This window comes from Lactobacillus sp. B3795, assembly GCF_026535805.1.
In the GTDB taxonomy this organism is placed as follows: domain Bacteria; phylum Bacillota; class Bacilli; order Lactobacillales; family Lactobacillaceae; genus Apilactobacillus; species Apilactobacillus kunkeei_C.
This window is the reverse complement of record NZ_JAFNPE010000006.1, coordinates 198,747-213,634: the sequence shown is the minus strand read 5'-3', so window position 1 is coordinate 213,634 and position 14,888 is coordinate 198,747. Positions and strand designations below refer to the sequence as shown.

The 14,888-nt window shown below is 36.5% G+C and carries 17 protein-coding genes, 1 other RNA gene and 1 other annotated feature; of the genes, 15 read left to right on the top strand and 3 right to left on the bottom strand.

The genetic code is table 11. The annotated features are described in order from the left end of the window. Nucleotides 1-11 precede the first annotated feature (11 nt). The 10 genes from J3U50_RS04360 (at nucleotide 12) to mprF (ending at nucleotide 7,533) form a co-directional block, all read left to right on the top strand. Complete coding sequence (locus tag J3U50_RS04360) at nucleotides 12-536, top strand: NYN domain-containing protein (RefSeq protein ID WP_053791535.1); 525 nt, start codon at nucleotides 12-14, stop codon at nucleotides 534-536. Nucleotides 537-652: 116 nt separating this feature from the next. Beyond that, nucleotides 653-1,273 carry an RNA polymerase sigma factor gene (locus J3U50_RS04355; protein WP_301945634.1) on the top strand — a complete coding sequence of 207 codons (621 nt, stop codon included), beginning with the start codon at nucleotides 653-655 and terminating at the stop codon, nucleotides 1,271-1,273. Between the two features lie 70 nt (nucleotides 1,274-1,343). Next, the gene (gene rpmG, locus J3U50_RS04350; RefSeq protein ID WP_034531899.1) at nucleotides 1,344-1,493 is read left to right on the top strand and encodes a 50S ribosomal protein L33; all 150 of its coding nucleotides are present in this window, start codon (nucleotides 1,344-1,346) and stop codon (nucleotides 1,491-1,493) included. Between the two features lie 12 nt (nucleotides 1,494-1,505). Beyond that, nucleotides 1,506-1,679 (top strand): preprotein translocase subunit SecE, encoded by a 174-nt coding sequence (gene secE, locus J3U50_RS04345; RefSeq protein WP_034531900.1) that lies wholly within the window; start codon nucleotides 1,506-1,508, stop codon nucleotides 1,677-1,679. 109 nt (nucleotides 1,680-1,788) lie between these two features. Beyond that, nucleotides 1,789-2,334 (top strand): transcription termination/antitermination protein NusG, encoded by a 546-nt coding sequence (gene nusG, locus J3U50_RS04340; protein WP_034531901.1) that lies wholly within the window; start codon nucleotides 1,789-1,791, stop codon nucleotides 2,332-2,334. Nucleotides 2,335-2,460: 126 nt separating this feature from the next. Next, on the top strand, nucleotides 2,461-2,886 hold the full coding sequence (rplK, locus tag J3U50_RS04335; protein ID WP_034531902.1) for a 50S ribosomal protein L11: 426 nt from the start codon (nucleotides 2,461-2,463) through the stop codon (nucleotides 2,884-2,886). Nucleotides 2,887-2,988: 102 nt separating this feature from the next. After that, on the top strand, nucleotides 2,989-3,681 hold the full coding sequence (gene rplA, locus J3U50_RS04330; RefSeq protein WP_034531903.1) for a 50S ribosomal protein L1: 693 nt from the start codon (nucleotides 2,989-2,991) through the stop codon (nucleotides 3,679-3,681). A gap of 73 nt (nucleotides 3,682-3,754) precedes the next feature. Next, nucleotides 3,755-3,870, top strand: a sequence feature (ribosomal protein L10 leader region). Between the two features lie 24 nt (nucleotides 3,871-3,894). Next, entirely contained in the window at nucleotides 3,895-4,401 is a 507-nt protein-coding gene (rplJ, locus tag J3U50_RS04325; protein WP_034531904.1) for a 50S ribosomal protein L10, read from the top strand. Between the two features lie 45 nt (nucleotides 4,402-4,446). Continuing rightward, nucleotides 4,447-4,809 (top strand): 50S ribosomal protein L7/L12, encoded by a 363-nt coding sequence (gene rplL / locus J3U50_RS04320; RefSeq protein ID WP_034534701.1) that lies wholly within the window; start codon nucleotides 4,447-4,449, stop codon nucleotides 4,807-4,809. Nucleotides 4,810-4,935: 126 nt separating this feature from the next. Further along, entirely contained in the window at nucleotides 4,936-7,533 is a 2,598-nt protein-coding gene (gene mprF, locus J3U50_RS04315) for a bifunctional lysylphosphatidylglycerol flippase/synthetase MprF (protein ID WP_263500993.1), read from the top strand. A gap of 140 nt (nucleotides 7,534-7,673) precedes the next feature. Here the strand turns inward: mprF and nrdF are convergent, their stop codons facing one another. The 3 genes from nrdF to J3U50_RS04300 all read right to left on the bottom strand — a co-directional run bounded on the left by nrdF (nucleotide 7,674) and on the right by J3U50_RS04300 (nucleotide 11,178). Then, nucleotides 7,674-8,648 carry a class 1b ribonucleoside-diphosphate reductase subunit beta gene (gene nrdF / locus J3U50_RS04310; RefSeq protein WP_301945633.1) on the bottom strand — a complete coding sequence of 325 codons (975 nt, stop codon included), beginning with the start codon at nucleotides 8,646-8,648 and terminating at the stop codon, nucleotides 7,674-7,676. Nucleotides 8,649-8,669: 21 nt separating this feature from the next. Continuing rightward, nucleotides 8,670-10,835 (bottom strand): class 1b ribonucleoside-diphosphate reductase subunit alpha, encoded by a 2,166-nt coding sequence (gene nrdE, locus J3U50_RS04305; protein ID WP_054449742.1) that lies wholly within the window; start codon nucleotides 10,833-10,835, stop codon nucleotides 8,670-8,672. 115 nt (nucleotides 10,836-10,950) lie between these two features. Further along, a complete protein-coding gene (locus tag J3U50_RS04300; RefSeq protein ID WP_034531908.1) occupies nucleotides 10,951-11,178 on the bottom strand; it encodes a redoxin NrdH in 228 nt (75 codons plus the stop codon). 209 nt (nucleotides 11,179-11,387) lie between these two features. On the opposite strand from J3U50_RS04300, the gene J3U50_RS04295 reads away from it, so the two are divergent. From J3U50_RS04295 to J3U50_RS04275, 5 genes are all read left to right on the top strand, one after another. Next, nucleotides 11,388-11,993 (top strand): class I SAM-dependent methyltransferase, encoded by a 606-nt coding sequence (locus J3U50_RS04295; RefSeq protein WP_301945632.1) that lies wholly within the window; start codon nucleotides 11,388-11,390, stop codon nucleotides 11,991-11,993. Next, nucleotides 11,986-12,483: a tRNA adenosine(34) deaminase TadA gene (gene tadA, locus J3U50_RS04290; RefSeq protein WP_301945631.1), complete on the top strand. Its 498-nt coding sequence runs from the start codon at nucleotides 11,986-11,988 to the stop codon at nucleotides 12,481-12,483. Before J3U50_RS04295 ends, tadA begins: the two co-directional genes overlap by 8 nt. Before the next feature lie 27 nt (nucleotides 12,484-12,510). Further along, an RNA gene (gene ffs, locus J3U50_RS04285) (signal recognition particle sRNA small type) lies at nucleotides 12,511-12,607 on the top strand. A gap of 124 nt (nucleotides 12,608-12,731) precedes the next feature. Next, complete coding sequence (dnaX, locus tag J3U50_RS04280; RefSeq protein WP_301945630.1) at nucleotides 12,732-14,543, top strand: DNA polymerase III subunit gamma/tau; 1,812 nt, start codon at nucleotides 12,732-12,734, stop codon at nucleotides 14,541-14,543. Nucleotides 14,544-14,558: 15 nt separating this feature from the next. Continuing rightward, nucleotides 14,559-14,876 (top strand): YbaB/EbfC family nucleoid-associated protein, encoded by a 318-nt coding sequence (locus J3U50_RS04275; protein ID WP_034531912.1) that lies wholly within the window; start codon nucleotides 14,559-14,561, stop codon nucleotides 14,874-14,876. The last annotated feature ends 12 nt before the right edge of the window (nucleotides 14,877-14,888 follow it).

Here is a 14,888-nt window from a genome sequence, read left to right as displayed (position 1 = left end):
GGATTAAGCCAATGAAAAAACAACTATTATTAATCGATGGATATAACGTCATCGGAAATTGGCCTGAATTGAATAAGTTAAAGCTGGATAATCGTTTGGCAGATGCCAGGGATGAATTGATTAATATCATTTCCGAATATAAAAAATACCGTGACTTAGATATGAAGATTATCTTCGATGCGATGTATGTTCCTGGTTTATCAAAGAAAGATAAGAAGCATAACTTAGACATTGTTTGGACTAACAAAGATGAAACAGCTGATAGTTATATCGAAGCATATGCTAGACAAAAGCAATCTAGATTTGTTCAGGTCGTCGTAGTAACATCTGATCAAGCTGAACAATGGACTGTTTTTTCAGCAGGGGCCTTGAGAATATCAGCACGAGAATTGCTTCGTGATGTTGAACGTTCAAAACGTGAGATTAAGACGCAAGTTCGTAGTTATACCAATCAGTTAACTGGTCGTCGAACTCCTTGGTCTAATGATCAGTTGTTGAGACTTGAAAAGCTAAGAGATAATTTAACAAATGATTAAAAGATATATATATTTATACCGATTTGTTGAAATATAAATGAACAAATATTCGCTTGTTTATGATTATGTAACTATATAAATTATTTTATGTAATTATAATCAGAGGTGAATAGGTAATGAGCTTTGACCAAAATAATATTGATATAGAATTAATTCTTGATTTTAAAGAAACCGGCAATGAAGAGTCATTGCAAAAGCTGTTTGATAAATACAAGCCGTTGGTTAATAAAGTGTGGCGTAATTATTACTTGCACGATATGGACATCGATGACTGGTATCAAGAATCAATGCTGGTAATGGTAAAAAATATTCGTAATTATGATATAAACCATAAAGCGACGTTTGGGACGTTATACCAAATTAGTTTAAAGAATCATTTATATGACATCTTAAGAAAAAGAAAAGCTAAGAAGCGGATGCCGGTTGATAAAATGGTTTCATATAATGCTAACGAGTTATACTTTCAAAACAGCTTGAAGGATAGAATCTTTTTAACACCAGATCAGTCAATGAATATCAAGATTTGTTACGAAGAGTTGATTGCTAGACTATCACCTCTGGAATCGGAAATCGCCTTTTGCTATTTAGAAGATTTGATTAATGAAAATAATTTTTCAATCGATAAATTAAAGCTGGCTTTAGCAAGGCATCCAGAGAACGCTACTAATATAGTTGATAATTGTATTGCTAGGGTCAAAAACAAGTTAAAGAAGATTGTAAAAAAGGTCTATGACTAGCCATCAGCATAAATTGACTATCAAAAATATAAATGCTATTATGAATTTATTCAAAAGGGGGATGTATACGATGTCACAGAATAAAGTTGCTTTACAATGTGAAGTCTGCGGATCCCGTAATTACACAACCTCGGTTGGTAATAACCATGAAGATCGATTAGAAGTAAAAAAATACTGTAAACATTGTGGCAAGGCTACGATGCATAAAGAAACACGTTAGTGGAGGAAAACTATGAAATTATTTAAGTTCTTTAAAAGTGTTGGTACTGAAATGAAACTAGTTGTTTGGCCTAATGGTCACCAAACTAGAATTGACACTACCATCGTAGTATCAATGTCAATTATCTTTGCAATCTTCTTTGCAATTGTTGACTGGGCAATTCAATCAGGATTACTATACCTATAATTTACTGTTTTAAATTATAGTAAATAGTGATATTATAATAGGTAGTTTGAAACTTCGTGAGTGCGGAGTTTTTTTATTTTGCAAAAAATCATAGAGGGAGCTAATTTTAATGGAATCAGCAGAAAAGCAATGGTATGTTATTCATACTTACTCAGGATACGAAAACAAAGTTAAGGCTAACCTTGATTCACGTAAAGAATCAATGGGTATGTCAAACTTTATCTTTAGAGTAGTTGTTCCAGAAACAGAAGAACACGAAGTTAAAGATGGTGTAGACAAGGCTAAGATGGAAAAGACTTTCCCTGGTTATGTTCTAGTAGAAATGGTTATGACTGACGAAGCATGGTACATCGTTAGAAATACACCAGGTGTTACTGGATTTATCGGATCACATGGTCAAGGAAGTAAGCCAACTCCATTGCTACCAGATGAAGTAGAACTAGTTCTAAGTCGTCTTGGCGTTTCTCAAGAAAAGCAAGAATTGGATGCTGAAGTGGGAGACACAATTACTATTATTGACGGTGCCTTTGCTGATCTTTCAGGTAAGGTTATCGAAAAAGATGACGAAAAAGGTAAGTTGAAGGTTAATATTGATATGTTCGGTCGTGCAACTACTGCTGAATTAAACTTTAACCAAGTACAACCAATTAGATAGAAAATTTGGGTTGTTAAAAATATTTAAACGTGATATATTATTTGTTGTATGTTTACGCATACTTAAGTGGGAGGAGAAATCTCATCTCCAATTTTTACCACACACGGACTTAAGGAGGTATGTCTCGTGGCTAAAAAAGTAGCTAACGTAGTTAAATTGCAAATTCCTGCGGGTAAAGCAACACCTGCTCCTCCAGTTGGACCTGCATTGGGTCAAGCTGGTATTAACATTATGGGATTCACTAAGGAATTCAACGCTCGTACTGCTGATCAAGCAGGATACTTGATTCCAGTTGTGATTTCTGTATATGAAGATCGTTCATTCGATTTCATTACTAAGACACCACCTGCTTCAATTCTATTGAAGAAGGCTGCTGGTGTTGAACATGGTTCCGGTGAACCAAACACTAACAAGGTTGCTAGTGTAACTAAGGACCAAGTTAAGGAAATCGCCGAAACTAAGATGAAAGATCTAAACGCAGCTGATGTTGAAGCCGCAATGCGTATGATCGAAGGTACTGCACGTAGTATGGGATTCACTGTTGAAGGTTAATTCAACAATTATTTCTATACTGTAGTACCATAACACCTATTATTTAGGTGTTATGTGGGAGGTTTATCCGTTACAACCACAATTGCAAGGAGGAAAACACAGATGGCTCAAAAAAGAGGTAAAAAGTATCAAGATGCTTTAAAACAAGTAGACCGTAACAAGGCTTACTCAGTTGAAGAAGCTGTTGATCTTGTAAAGAAAATTGATTTTGCTAAGTTCGATTCAACTGTTGAAGTTGTATTTAACTTAAATGTTGACACTAAACAAGCTGATCAACAATTACGTGGTGCTGTTGTCTTACCAAACGGTACAGGTAAAGACCAAAAAGTTGTTGTATTTGCTAAGGGTGACAAGGCTAAGGAAGCTGAAGAAGCCGGCGCTGACTTTGTTGGTGAAGCAGACCTAGCTGAAAAAATCCAAAACGGTTGGTTAGACTTTGATGTTGCTATCGCAACACCAGACATGATGGCTCAAGTTGGTCGTCTAGGTCGTGTTCTTGGACCAAAGAACTTAATGCCAAACCCTAAGACTGGTACAGTTACTATGGATGTTAAGAAGGCCGTATCTGATTCTAAATCAGGTAAGGTTACTTACCGTACTGACCGTGACGGAAACGTTGCTGTTATCATCGGTAAGTCATCATTCGATGCTGACAAGCTAGTTGGTAACTTCAAGGCTATTGAAGACTTGATCGTTAAGAACCGTCCAGCTTCAGTTCGTGGTACTTACATCAGTAACCTATCAGTTTCAACAACCTTTGGACCTGGTGTAAAGGTTGATCTAGAATCATTCTAAAGTTAAGTAATTAATTTGGAATTTGAAAATCCCTATTGACCAAAGTTTATATATATAGTAAACTACTATTTGTTATAAAAATTGATATCTACCTAAGACTTGGGTGGTACTTGTACCTTAATATCCCAACGAGGACACTTAAAACGGTTTCTCTATGTCTAGGTGGCATAGGGATTTTTTATTAAATCCCAAAAAATATTGGGAGGTGAAACAATGCCAAAGAAAGAAGTAATCGACGCTAAAGCTAAACGTGTAGAAGCTGTTACAGAACAATTCAACAATGCTACTACTGCTATTGTTGTTAACTACCGTGGTTTAAACGTTGCTGAAGTAACTGACCTACGTAAGCAATTACGTGATGCAGGTGTTTCATTCAGTGTTATCAAGAATAACATTGCTGTACGTGCATCTAAGGAAGCAGGTTACGAAGAATTAGGTGACTTATTCAAGGGTCCTACTGCCGTAGCATTCTCTGATGAAGATCCTATTGCTCCAGCTAAGGTATTAAAGCATTTTGCTGATAACACTGACGCTGTTGAAATCAAGGGTGGTATTCTTGAAAACAAGATTGCTACTCTACAAGAAATTGACGAATTCGCTTCATTACCAAGTCGCGACGAATCAATCTCTATCCTTGCAAGCATGTTACAATCACCTGTTCGCAAGTTTGCTATTGCTGTTAAGGCAGTTGCAGAAAAGGGCGATGGCGACGCAGCCTAAGCTCATAATATAAAATTATAACTATCCAAATTGGAGGAAATTAAAATGGCTTTTGATAAAGATAACATTATTGAACAAATTAAAGAAGCTTCAATCTCTGACCTAAACGACTTAGTTAAGGCAATTGAAGAAGAATTCGACGTTACTGCTGCTGCAGCTGTTGCTCCAGCTGCTGGTGGTGCTGATGGTGCTGCTAAGGACTCATTCACTGTAGAACTAACTTCTGCTGGTAGCCAAAAGGTTAAAGCAATCAAGGTTGTACGTGAAATCACTGGTCTAGGTCTAAAGGACTCAAAGGACTTAGTTGATGGTGCTCCTTCAGTAATTAAAGAAGACGCTAAAGAAGACGAAGCTAACGACATCAAGGCAAAACTTGAAGAAGTTGGTGCAGAAGTTACTCTTAAGTAATTTCCCTTTAAAGGAACGTGTGATTTATCACACGTTCTTTTTTTGTACATATTTTGATATAAAGCCTTGTGCCAACAATTATTAATTGAGATAATAGTAGTAATAAGATTTATGGAGGAAACGTAATTGAAAGCTTTATTTAAGAAATGTGGAGACTGGATCAATCGACATATGACTTTAGTAAAAGTCCTATTCGTGGTATTCGTTTTAGCTGTTGTTGTTCACGTTATCTTTTCTGTTTCAAAGGAAATTAGTGGAAGACAAATGGCTGAAAGTTTTTCAAGACTATCACCAGTGTCGATTGTTATCATGATAATTTTGGGATTTATCGCAGTTTCACCGATGTTAATATATGATTTTACAATCGTTGATTTTCTACCGGGTAAGTTTAAAAAATCATATATTGTAAAGACAGGGTGGATTACCAATACACTTACTAACATTGCTGGTTTCGGTGGTGTGTTAGGTGCAAGTATGCGTTCTAGTTTTTACAGTGAAAACGCAACTAAAAAACAAATATTATATGCAATCTCTAAGATTGTTATTTTCTTATTAGCCGGACTATCCACATACTGTTGGGTAGCCATTATCATGATGTTTAGTTTCGGTTTTGGAACTAATAGTCATGACTGGTGGTGGTGGATTGTACTAGTTCTTGGTGGACTATACTTCCCAATTTTGTTTATCATCACACGCTTAAATGATTCTGATTATTTCAAAGACTTAACCGCTAAACTAGAAATCCAATTAATCGTTGGATCATGTCTTGAATGGTTAGGTTGTGCTGGATTATTCATGGCAATTGGTGCATTCATGCATCAACCAATTAACCTACTAGCCGTATTTCCAGTATTCGTCGTTGCAAACGTAGTAGGGGTCGCTTCATTAGTTCCCGGTGGACTTGGAAGTTTTGAAGGAACCATGCTAGTTGGATTGATGTTCATTGGTGTTAGACCAAGTGACGCAGCGGTTTGGTTAATCCTATACCGTGCGTTCTACTACATTTTCCCAGTATTCTTGGGAATTATCTTCCTAGTAGTAGACGTATTCCAACGTTTCAACAACTTTTTAGACGGTATTCCAAAGCTAATTCTACAAAGATTAGCTCACATGTTTATTACTATTTTTATGTACTTCTCAGGAATCATGATGCTACTACTAGCCGTTATTCCTAACCTAGTATTAGTTAATAGATTCTATATTTCACTAGAACCATATTCGTTCTACTTCTTGGATCAACTAAGTACAGTCATCGTTGCATTCCTATTAATTGGTTTTGCGCGTGGATTTGGTTCAAAGGTGAAGAAGGCATTCTGGCCAACAGCGGTCATTTTAGTAATCGCCTTATGGAACACACTTTGGAAGGAAGACTTCCCAACCAACATGGTAGTTATGTCCGTAATCCTACTTGGCTGCCTATGGCTAAGTTACAAGGTATTATACAGACAAAAGTTCACATACTCATGGGGACATGCGTTAATTGATTTACTAATATTCGTTAGTGCGTTTGTTGTATACCTAATCATTGGTTTACTAACAAACTTCAAGTTTGCAGTATTCCACTGGACTAACTCATACCTATTACCATCACCTCAAGTATGGTTTGCTGGTCTTTTAGGATTGATTTTAGCCTTCCTAATCTTAGTTCTAACATTCCGTTTCTTATCATACTCAAAGGTCGATTGGTTAAACCAACCATTTGATGGCGATAGAGTATCTAACGTTATTAATGAATTTGGTGGAAACGAAGTAAGTCACTTAGCTTATGTTCGCGACAAGAGCATCTACTTCTATCAAGAAGATGGTAAAGACCAACTATTCTTCATGTACAAATGTCGTGCTAACAAGATTATGATCATGGGTGAACCAATCGGTAACATGGATAAACTTGAAAACGCGATTGATAAGTTCATCGAAGATAGTGACAACATTGGTTACTCACTTGTTTTCTATGAAATCGGTGAAGAACTAACAATGTTACTTCACGAAAAAGGATTTAGTTTTACCAAGGCAGGGGAAGAAGGTCACGTGGCCTTAGATACATTCTCAATTGCCGGTAAGAAGCATCGTGGTGAAAGAGCCTTGATGAATAAATTCGACCGTGACGAATACAAATTTGAAATTATTCAACCTCCTTTCTCAACATCATTCATTGATGAATTAAGAGAGGTATCTGATAACTGGTTGAAGGGTAAACCAGAAAAGGGATTCTCATTAGGATACTTTGACAGTTACTACCTAAACCAAGCACCAATTGCTGTAATGAAGGATAAGGACAACAAGGTTGTTGCCTTTGCTAACATCATGCCAACTGGTGACCATGAAATGACATCAATTGATTTGATGAGATCAAGCGAAGATGCACCATCAGGAATAATGGATGGAATCTTCATTAACTTGTTCAACTATGTAAAGGATGAAGGTTACAAGTACTTCAACCTTGGAATGGCTCCATTATCAAACGTTGGTGAATCTAGATATAGTTTCATTGACGAAAAGATTTCTAACTTAATCTACAAGTACGGAACTGCATTCTACAGTTTCCAAGGATTAAGATCTTACAAGGAAAAATACGTTAGTGAATGGACACCTAAGTACATCTCATACCGTCGTGGAAATTCACTAGTATTCACCATGCTTCAATTACTTGTATTGGTAAATGAACATGTTGATGATACACCATGTGAAAAGAAATCAATTTGGAAGAGATTATTCAAAAAATAGGTCTTTTTAGCCAACTTAAATTGAGTAAATAAAAATACCCGATATAGATATTAATAATTCTGTATCGGGTATTTTTTTGCGTCTAACGGAATAAAAAAAGAGGGTGAAGTAATTAAACTTCGTCCTCTTTTTATTTATGATTATTTGTTATCTTTTGGATACCAAATCTTGTAATCGTCATCCTTCATAGCTTCAACTTCACCTAGACGGTAACCGTTACCGACTTGTGAGAAGAAGTCATGGTTAGCTGTTGATGTTGAGATACCATTCATGACGATTGGATCAACGTCTTCAGCGTTATCAGGGAATATTGGATCTTGACCTAAGTTCATTAGTGCCTTGTTGGCATTGTATCTGATGAACTTCAATACATCGTCAGTCCAACCAACTTGATCATATAGAATGTGAGTGTACTTTTCTTCGTTTTCGTATAAGTCATACAAGAAGTTGTACATCCAATCTTTTAGGTCTTGTTGTTCGTTTCCACCTAATTGGTTGAAACCAAGTTGGAACTTGTACCCAATGTAAGTTCCGTGAACAGATTCATCACGAAGAATTAACTTAATGATTTCAGCAACGTTAGGTAACTTGTTGTGACCTAAGTACCATAGTGGGGTGTAGAAACCAGAGTAGAATAAGAAGGTTTCTAGGAATACACTCGAAATCTTTTTCTTCAATGGGTTTGAATCATCATGATATAAGTCATAAATCTTCTTAGCCTTGTTTTGAAGGAATTCTTCTGAATCACTCCAGTCAAAAATTTCTGAGATTTCATCAGGAGTATTTAAGGTAGAAAAGATTGATGAGTAACTCTTAGCATGGACAGATTCCATGAATTGAATGTTGTTTAAAACAGCAGTTTCGTGTTGAGTGGCAACATCTTTTCTAAGTGCGGCCATACCGTCTTGTGATTGTAGTGTATCAAGTAAAGTTAGACCACCAAAGACATGACCAACTAGCCATTTGTGATCGTCATCTAACGTTCTCCAATCAGCTAAATCGTTAGATAAAGGGATTCTAGTATCTAACCAGAATTGCTCGGTTAGTTTTTCCCATGTCGCTTTATCAATTTGGTCGCTTACAGCATTCCAGTTGATAGCTTTGTAATTATCCATTGTATAAATTCTCCTAACTAATTAGATTGAACAACTTTCACATTCGTTAACACCGACTTCTTGGTTATCATCAGTGTAAGTTCTGACATAGTATAGTGACTTAATGCCTTTAGCGTGAGCGTAGTTACGTAGGATAGTTAAATCACGAGTAGTCATTTTATCAGTTCTACCGTTCTTCCATTCGTATAGACCTTCAGGAATTGTTGAACGCATGAATAGAGTAAGACTCATACTTTGATCAACATGCTTTTGAGCAGCAGCATAAGTATCAATAACTTTTCTCATGTCAATGTCATAAGCTGACTTGTAGTACTTAAGAGTTTCGTTTGATAGGTATGGAGCTGGGTAGTAAATCTTACCAGTCTTTGATTCATATCTTTCTTCGATACGACTAATGATAGGGTGCAAACTAGCAGTTGAATCATTAATGTATGAGATTGAACCGTTTGGTGCAACAGCCATTCTGTTTTGGTGGTATAAACCATCCTTCATAACAGCTTGTTTTAGTTCTTCCCAATCACTTTGGTTTGGAACAAAAATGCCATCGAATAGTTCTTTTACGCGGTCAGATTTTGGACCCCAGTCTTCGGTAGTGTATCTATCAAAGTATGAACCATCAGCATATTTACTCTTATCAAAGTTGTGGAAAGTTTCGTTTCTTTCAGCAGCAATCTTGTTTGATGCAACTAAAGTCCAGTAGTTTAATAGCATAAAGTAAACACCAGTGAATTCGATTGCTTCGTCAGAACCGTATTCGATTTGGTTTTTAGCTAAGAAACTGTGAAGACCCATTCCACCAAGACCAATACTGTGTGATAGGGCGTTACCACGTTGGATTGATGGAACAACGTTGATGTCTGAATGATCAGTAACGAAAGTTAAGGCACGAACCATTGCGTCAACTGACTTACCAAAGTCAGGGCTTGCCATTAAGTTAACGATATTAGTTGAACCTAAGTTACATGATACATCAGTACCAAGTTTTTCATAGTGTTGTTCGTTATCAACAGTAGAAGGTTCTTGTACTTGCATGATTTCTGAACATAGGTTACTCATAACAATCTTACCGTCAATAGGGTTTTCCTTGTTAACAGTATCAATGTTAATGATGTAAGGGTAACCTGATTCTTGTTGTAATTTACTAATTTCAGTTTCTAGTTCACGAGCGTTAATCTTAGTCTTCTTGATTTCATCGTTTGCGACCATGTTGTCGTATTCTTTGGTGATATCAACGTATGAGAATGGAACGCCGTAAATTCTTTCAACATCGTATGGACTGAATAGGTACATTTCATCATCGTTTTGAGCAAGTTCATAGAACTTGTCAGGAACAGTAACAGCAAGTGAAAGAGTTTTAACACGAATCTTTTCATCGGCGTTTTCTTTCTTAGCTGATAGGAATGAGATGATGTCTGGATGGAATACGTTTAGGTAAACGGCCCCGGCACCTTGTCTTTGTCCTAGTTGGTTTGAGTATGAAAAACTGTCTTCTAGAAGTTTCATAACTGGAACAACACCAGAAGCAGCACCTTCGATATGCTTGATTGGATCACCTGCAGCACGTAGGTTAGAAAGGTTAATTCCAACACCACCACCAATACGTGATAGTTGTAAGGCAGAGTTGATAGTTCTACCAATAGTGTTCATATCGTCAGTAGGTTGAATTAAGAAACATGATACAAATTCACCACGACGTTTTCTTCCGGCATTTAGGAAAGAAGGGGTGGCTGGTTGGTATCTTTGGTGAACAATTTCATCTGCTAAGTTCATAGCAAGTTCTTCATCACCATCAGCGAAGTATAGTGCGTTGATAGCAACACGATCGATGAATTGTTCTAGGTAGTAGTTACCATCATCAGTCTTTAGGGCGTATTGAGCATAGAATTTGTATGCGGCCATAAAAGATTTGAACTTAAAGTTTTGACTTTCCAAGTAGTCGTAGATTTTTTCAATAAATGAAAAGTCATATTTGTTGATGAATTCTTCTTCAAGGTAATCGTTATCGATTAGAAAATCGAATTTTTCTTTTAGAGAACCAAACTTTTTAAGGTTAGGTTCAACATTTTCTTTGATGAAGGCTTCAAGCGCTTCTTTATCTTTATTTAATTGAATCTTATCATCCTTAGGGATGTTAATTTCATTATTTAGGTCGTAATAGGTTACGTCCTTCAAATCTTTCAACGACATGCTTAAACCACTCTTTCATTAGTAAAATTAAACTTGAGAAAAAACAAGGCGAGACCATTAGCGGTTTCGCCAAAAACAACATTTTATATTATAATGAATAATACGTAATTTGAAATTAAGCTAGTTGGCTTAATTGATCTGGTCTAAATCCGGAAATTGAGTCAATACCATCTGCTTCCACAACTGGTAGTGACATGAATCCTTTTGATTTTAAGTATGAAACATATTCGGGTTCTTCGTTAATGTTTCTTTCAATAAAATCAATATCGTGTTCGCTTAAAAAGCGCTTAGTCATTTTGCATTGCATGCAATTATTCTTTGAGTATACAGTTACTTGTGCCATGGTATTGCTCCCTTTCTTTTGACGAAATATGTATTACATTTCAATCGAAATATGTAAGATATTTCCCTTTAATTTATATATAAAAGTTTACACCAGAACAGAAAAAAATCAAATAAAAAACACCATATTTAGTGGTCGAAATGTTCCTAATCTACTAGATACAGTGTCTTAGCGAATTTAAAAAATTTTTTACGAGGATCTGATTTGAAATGAACGAATTTTATTATACACCTAATCCACATGTTGTACACGAACTTCATACATGGAATTTTGATTTATTAAACAACACATTGACCTTTACCACTGATAACGGGGTTTTCTCAAAAAGAACTGTTGATTTTGGTTCAAAAACTTTAGTTGAAAGTGTTAATTTTGATAAAATTCCAGACGGAAATGTCCTAGATTTAGGATGTGGATATGGCCCAATGGCAATTGCTTTAGCCAAGCATCATCCCGACAGAACGTTTGAAATGGTAGACGTTAATAACCTAGCATTAGAACTAGCCGTGAAGAATGCCGAACAAAATCACGTTTCAAATGTTAAAATTCATAATTCTGACGTTTATGAAAATGTTACCGATAAGTTTGCCGCAATTATTACCAACCCACCTGTAAGAGCAGGGAAGGATGTTGTTGATGGAATGATTTCTGGTGCAGTTGATCATTTATTATCAAAGGGAACACTAACTGTGGTATTACAAAAGAAACAAGGGGCACCATCTGCTAAGAAGTTAATGCAATCATTATTTGGTAATTGTGAAATTATCAAGAAGAACAAAGGTTACTATATATTGGAAAGTGTATTTAATGGATAAGACAAACGAATACTATATGAAAGAAGCTTTATTCGAAGCGAAAAAAGCATACATGATAAACGAGGTACCGATTGGGGCAATCGTTGTTAAAGATGGTGAGATTATCGGTAGGGGTCATAACCTCCGTGAGTTAAGCAACAATGCGTTAGATCATGCCGAAGTGGTCGCCATTGATGAAGCATGTCGTCGTTTGCATAGTTGGCGATTGGAAGATTGTGATTTATATGTAACGATTGAACCATGTTTAATGTGTGCAGGAGCAATCATCAATTCCAGAATCAAGAATGTCTACTATGGAGCTAACGATATTAAGGCGGGTGCCGCCGAAAGTCTATATCATGTGTTAGAGGATAGTCGATTGAATCATCAGGTTAATGTATCTGGTGGATTGCTGGCTGATGATGCTAAGCATTTAATGAAGTCTTTTTTCAAAGCAGCACGCAAAAGAAGCAAAGAAGCTAAGAAAAAAAGAAATAAGCTTGAAAAATAATCCTGAATAAGTTAATATAATTATTGCCGCAAGGCCTTGAAGCAAAGTTGTGTTTACGAACCGTGTCAGATCCGAGAGGAAGCAGCACTAAGTATTCTACGCTTGTGCTTCTTGTTTTTTATACAAATAAACTCCTAGTCAAATGCTGGCTAGGAGATTTTTTTATCTACGATGTAAAAACGATAATGGAATAATTATTGAATAGAATATATAATGTAAGTAACTAGTTTTTTGAAAGGAAGTTTTCCATGAGTTACCAAGCTTTATACCGTGTATGGAGACCGCAACGTTTTGACGATGTGATTGGTCAAGATGTTATTACCACCACATTGAAAAATGCGATTGTCACCAATCAATTGAGTCATGCTTATTTATTTGCAGGTCCTAGGGGAACTGGAAAAACTTCCGCTGCGAAAATTTTGGCAAAGGCAATTAACTGTCCAAACCAAAAAGATGGGGAACCCTGCAACGAATGTGAAATTTGTGAAAGCATTACAAATGGAACACTAAATGATGTTATCGAAATTGATGCGGCCTCAAACAATGGGGTTGAAGAAATTAGGGATGTTAGAGATAAGGCCAAGTATGCGCCAACTCAAGCAACCTACAAGGTATACATTATTGATGAAGTTCATATGTTATCAACAGGGGCTTTCAATGCATTGTTAAAGACATTGGAAGAACCACCTGCACACGTTATCTTCATTCTAGCCACAACCGAACCACAAAAGATTCCGGCTACAATCATTTCACGTGTTCAACGTTTTGATTTTAAACGTATCACCGCAAATGACATCTTAGGCAGAATGGAATTCATTTTAAACGATAAAAAGATTGATTATGATGACAAGGCGCTAAAGGTAATCGCCAAAGCCGCAGAAGGTGGGATGCGTGATGCCCTAAGTATCCTAGATCAAGTATTGTCATTTGGCTTTGATAAGGTTACTTACGAAAATGCATTGCAAGTAACTGGTAGTGTGACTAAGTCACTACTATCAAAATACCTAACCAATGTTGTGAACCACGATGTTAAGGATGCGCTATCAGATGTTAGACAAATGCTAGAATCTGGTAAAGATGCAGCAAGATTTGTCGAAGACTTAATTAAGTACTGTCAAGACATCTTGTTATACCAACAATCACCTGAAATGGTCGAAGAATCAGAACTAGGTGTGATTGATGAAGAGTTCAAACAACTCACATCAATTGTGGATGCGAAGAGAGTTTACCGTATGATTGTTGACTTAAACGACATTCAAAACCAAATGAGATACACAATGCATCCAGACGTTTATCTAGATGTATTGACCGTTAAGCTATCCACCGACAACCAACAAGCTGCTAGCCAAGCACCAGCACAACCACAGCCAGCTGTGCAAACTGCCAGTGCTTCAAATGTTGATAACCAATTGGTTCAACAATTGAAGGATCAAGTAGCTAGTTTACAAAAACAAGTCGAAGAACTAACCAAGAATGGTGTTGCTGCTAATAAAGGTGGGAATGCTGCTAGCGAACCTGCCAGAAGACCTGCTGCTAAGAAACCATCAGGTAGTTCAAGTAATGCTAGGGTTAACCTAACCAAGATTTATCCAGTTTTGGACAACGCCACTCGTCAAGATTTAACCAACATTCAAAACATTTGGGATGAATTATTAAGTGGACTAGACGTAACCAAGCGAGCATTGATGAATGTTTCTAAGCCAGTTGCTGCCAGTCATGACGGTGTGGTTGTTTCATTCGAATATCCATTCCTATTCCAAAAGGCAAGTACTGACGAAGAACTACAAGATGCCTTAGGTAATGGATTGGATCGTATTTTAAGTTACGTTCCAGACTTTGTCTTTATCCCGGCTGAACAATGGCCAGAAATCAGAAAGGGTTACATCGTTGCCCAAAAGAATAGTGGTAAAGACGTTCGAGAAGAATCTGAAAATTCAAGTGTTGAAAATTCAGACCAAAACGATGATAATAATAATGAAAAACAAGACAATGAACCCAAAATAGTTAAACAAGCAACACAACTTTTTGGTGAAGATATAATAGATGTAAAAGATGATTAAGGAGCTGTTATAGTTATGATGAACGGAATGAACATGGGAAAGATGATGAAACAAGTTAAGCAACTACAAAAACAAATGGGTGCTGAACAAGAACAAATCAACAACACTGAATTTGTTGGAAAAGCCCCTGAAGACATGGTAGTTGTTACTTTCTCAGGTGACCGCAAGATGAAGGACATGAAGATTAAACCAGAAGCATTGGATCCAGAAGACCCAGATATGACTTCAGATTTAGTAATCAGTGCCGTAAACGATGCACTTGCACAAATCGAAAAGACTACTCAAGACTCAATGGGTAAGTACACTAAGGGAATGGGAATTCCAGGAATGTAATTTAAATAAAGA

Bases quoted from the DNA above. Each gene is read 5' to 3' on its own strand.
- J3U50_RS04360 (WP_053791535.1), top strand. From the start codon at position 12: ATGAAAAAACAACTATTATTAATCGATGGATATAACGTCATCGGAAAT.
- J3U50_RS04355 (WP_301945634.1), top strand. From the start codon at position 653: ATGAGCTTTGACCAAAATAATATTGATATAGAATTAATTCTTGATTTT.
- rpmG (WP_034531899.1), top strand. From the start codon at position 1,344: ATGTCACAGAATAAAGTTGCTTTACAATGTGAAGTCTGCGGATCCCGT.
- secE (WP_034531900.1), top strand. From the start codon at position 1,506: ATGAAATTATTTAAGTTCTTTAAAAGTGTTGGTACTGAAATGAAACTA.
- nusG (WP_034531901.1), top strand. From the start codon at position 1,789: ATGGAATCAGCAGAAAAGCAATGGTATGTTATTCATACTTACTCAGGA.
- rplA (WP_034531903.1), top strand. From the start codon at position 2,989: ATGGCTCAAAAAAGAGGTAAAAAGTATCAAGATGCTTTAAAACAAGTA.
- rplJ (WP_034531904.1), top strand. From the start codon at position 3,895: ATGCCAAAGAAAGAAGTAATCGACGCTAAAGCTAAACGTGTAGAAGCT.
- rplL (WP_034534701.1), top strand. From the start codon at position 4,447: ATGGCTTTTGATAAAGATAACATTATTGAACAAATTAAAGAAGCTTCA.
- nrdF (WP_301945633.1), bottom strand. From the start codon at position 8,648: ATGGATAATTACAAAGCTATCAACTGGAATGCTGTAAGCGACCAAATT.
- nrdE (WP_054449742.1), bottom strand. From the start codon at position 10,835: ATGTCGTTGAAAGATTTGAAGGACGTAACCTATTACGACCTAAATAAT.
- J3U50_RS04300 (WP_034531908.1), bottom strand. From the start codon at position 11,178: ATGGCACAAGTAACTGTATACTCAAAGAATAATTGCATGCAATGCAAA.
- J3U50_RS04295 (WP_301945632.1), top strand. From the start codon at position 11,388: ATGAACGAATTTTATTATACACCTAATCCACATGTTGTACACGAACTT.
- tadA (WP_301945631.1), top strand. From the start codon at position 11,986: ATGGATAAGACAAACGAATACTATATGAAAGAAGCTTTATTCGAAGCG.
- dnaX (WP_301945630.1), top strand. From the start codon at position 12,732: ATGAGTTACCAAGCTTTATACCGTGTATGGAGACCGCAACGTTTTGAC.
- J3U50_RS04275 (WP_034531912.1), top strand. From the start codon at position 14,559: ATGATGAACGGAATGAACATGGGAAAGATGATGAAACAAGTTAAGCAA.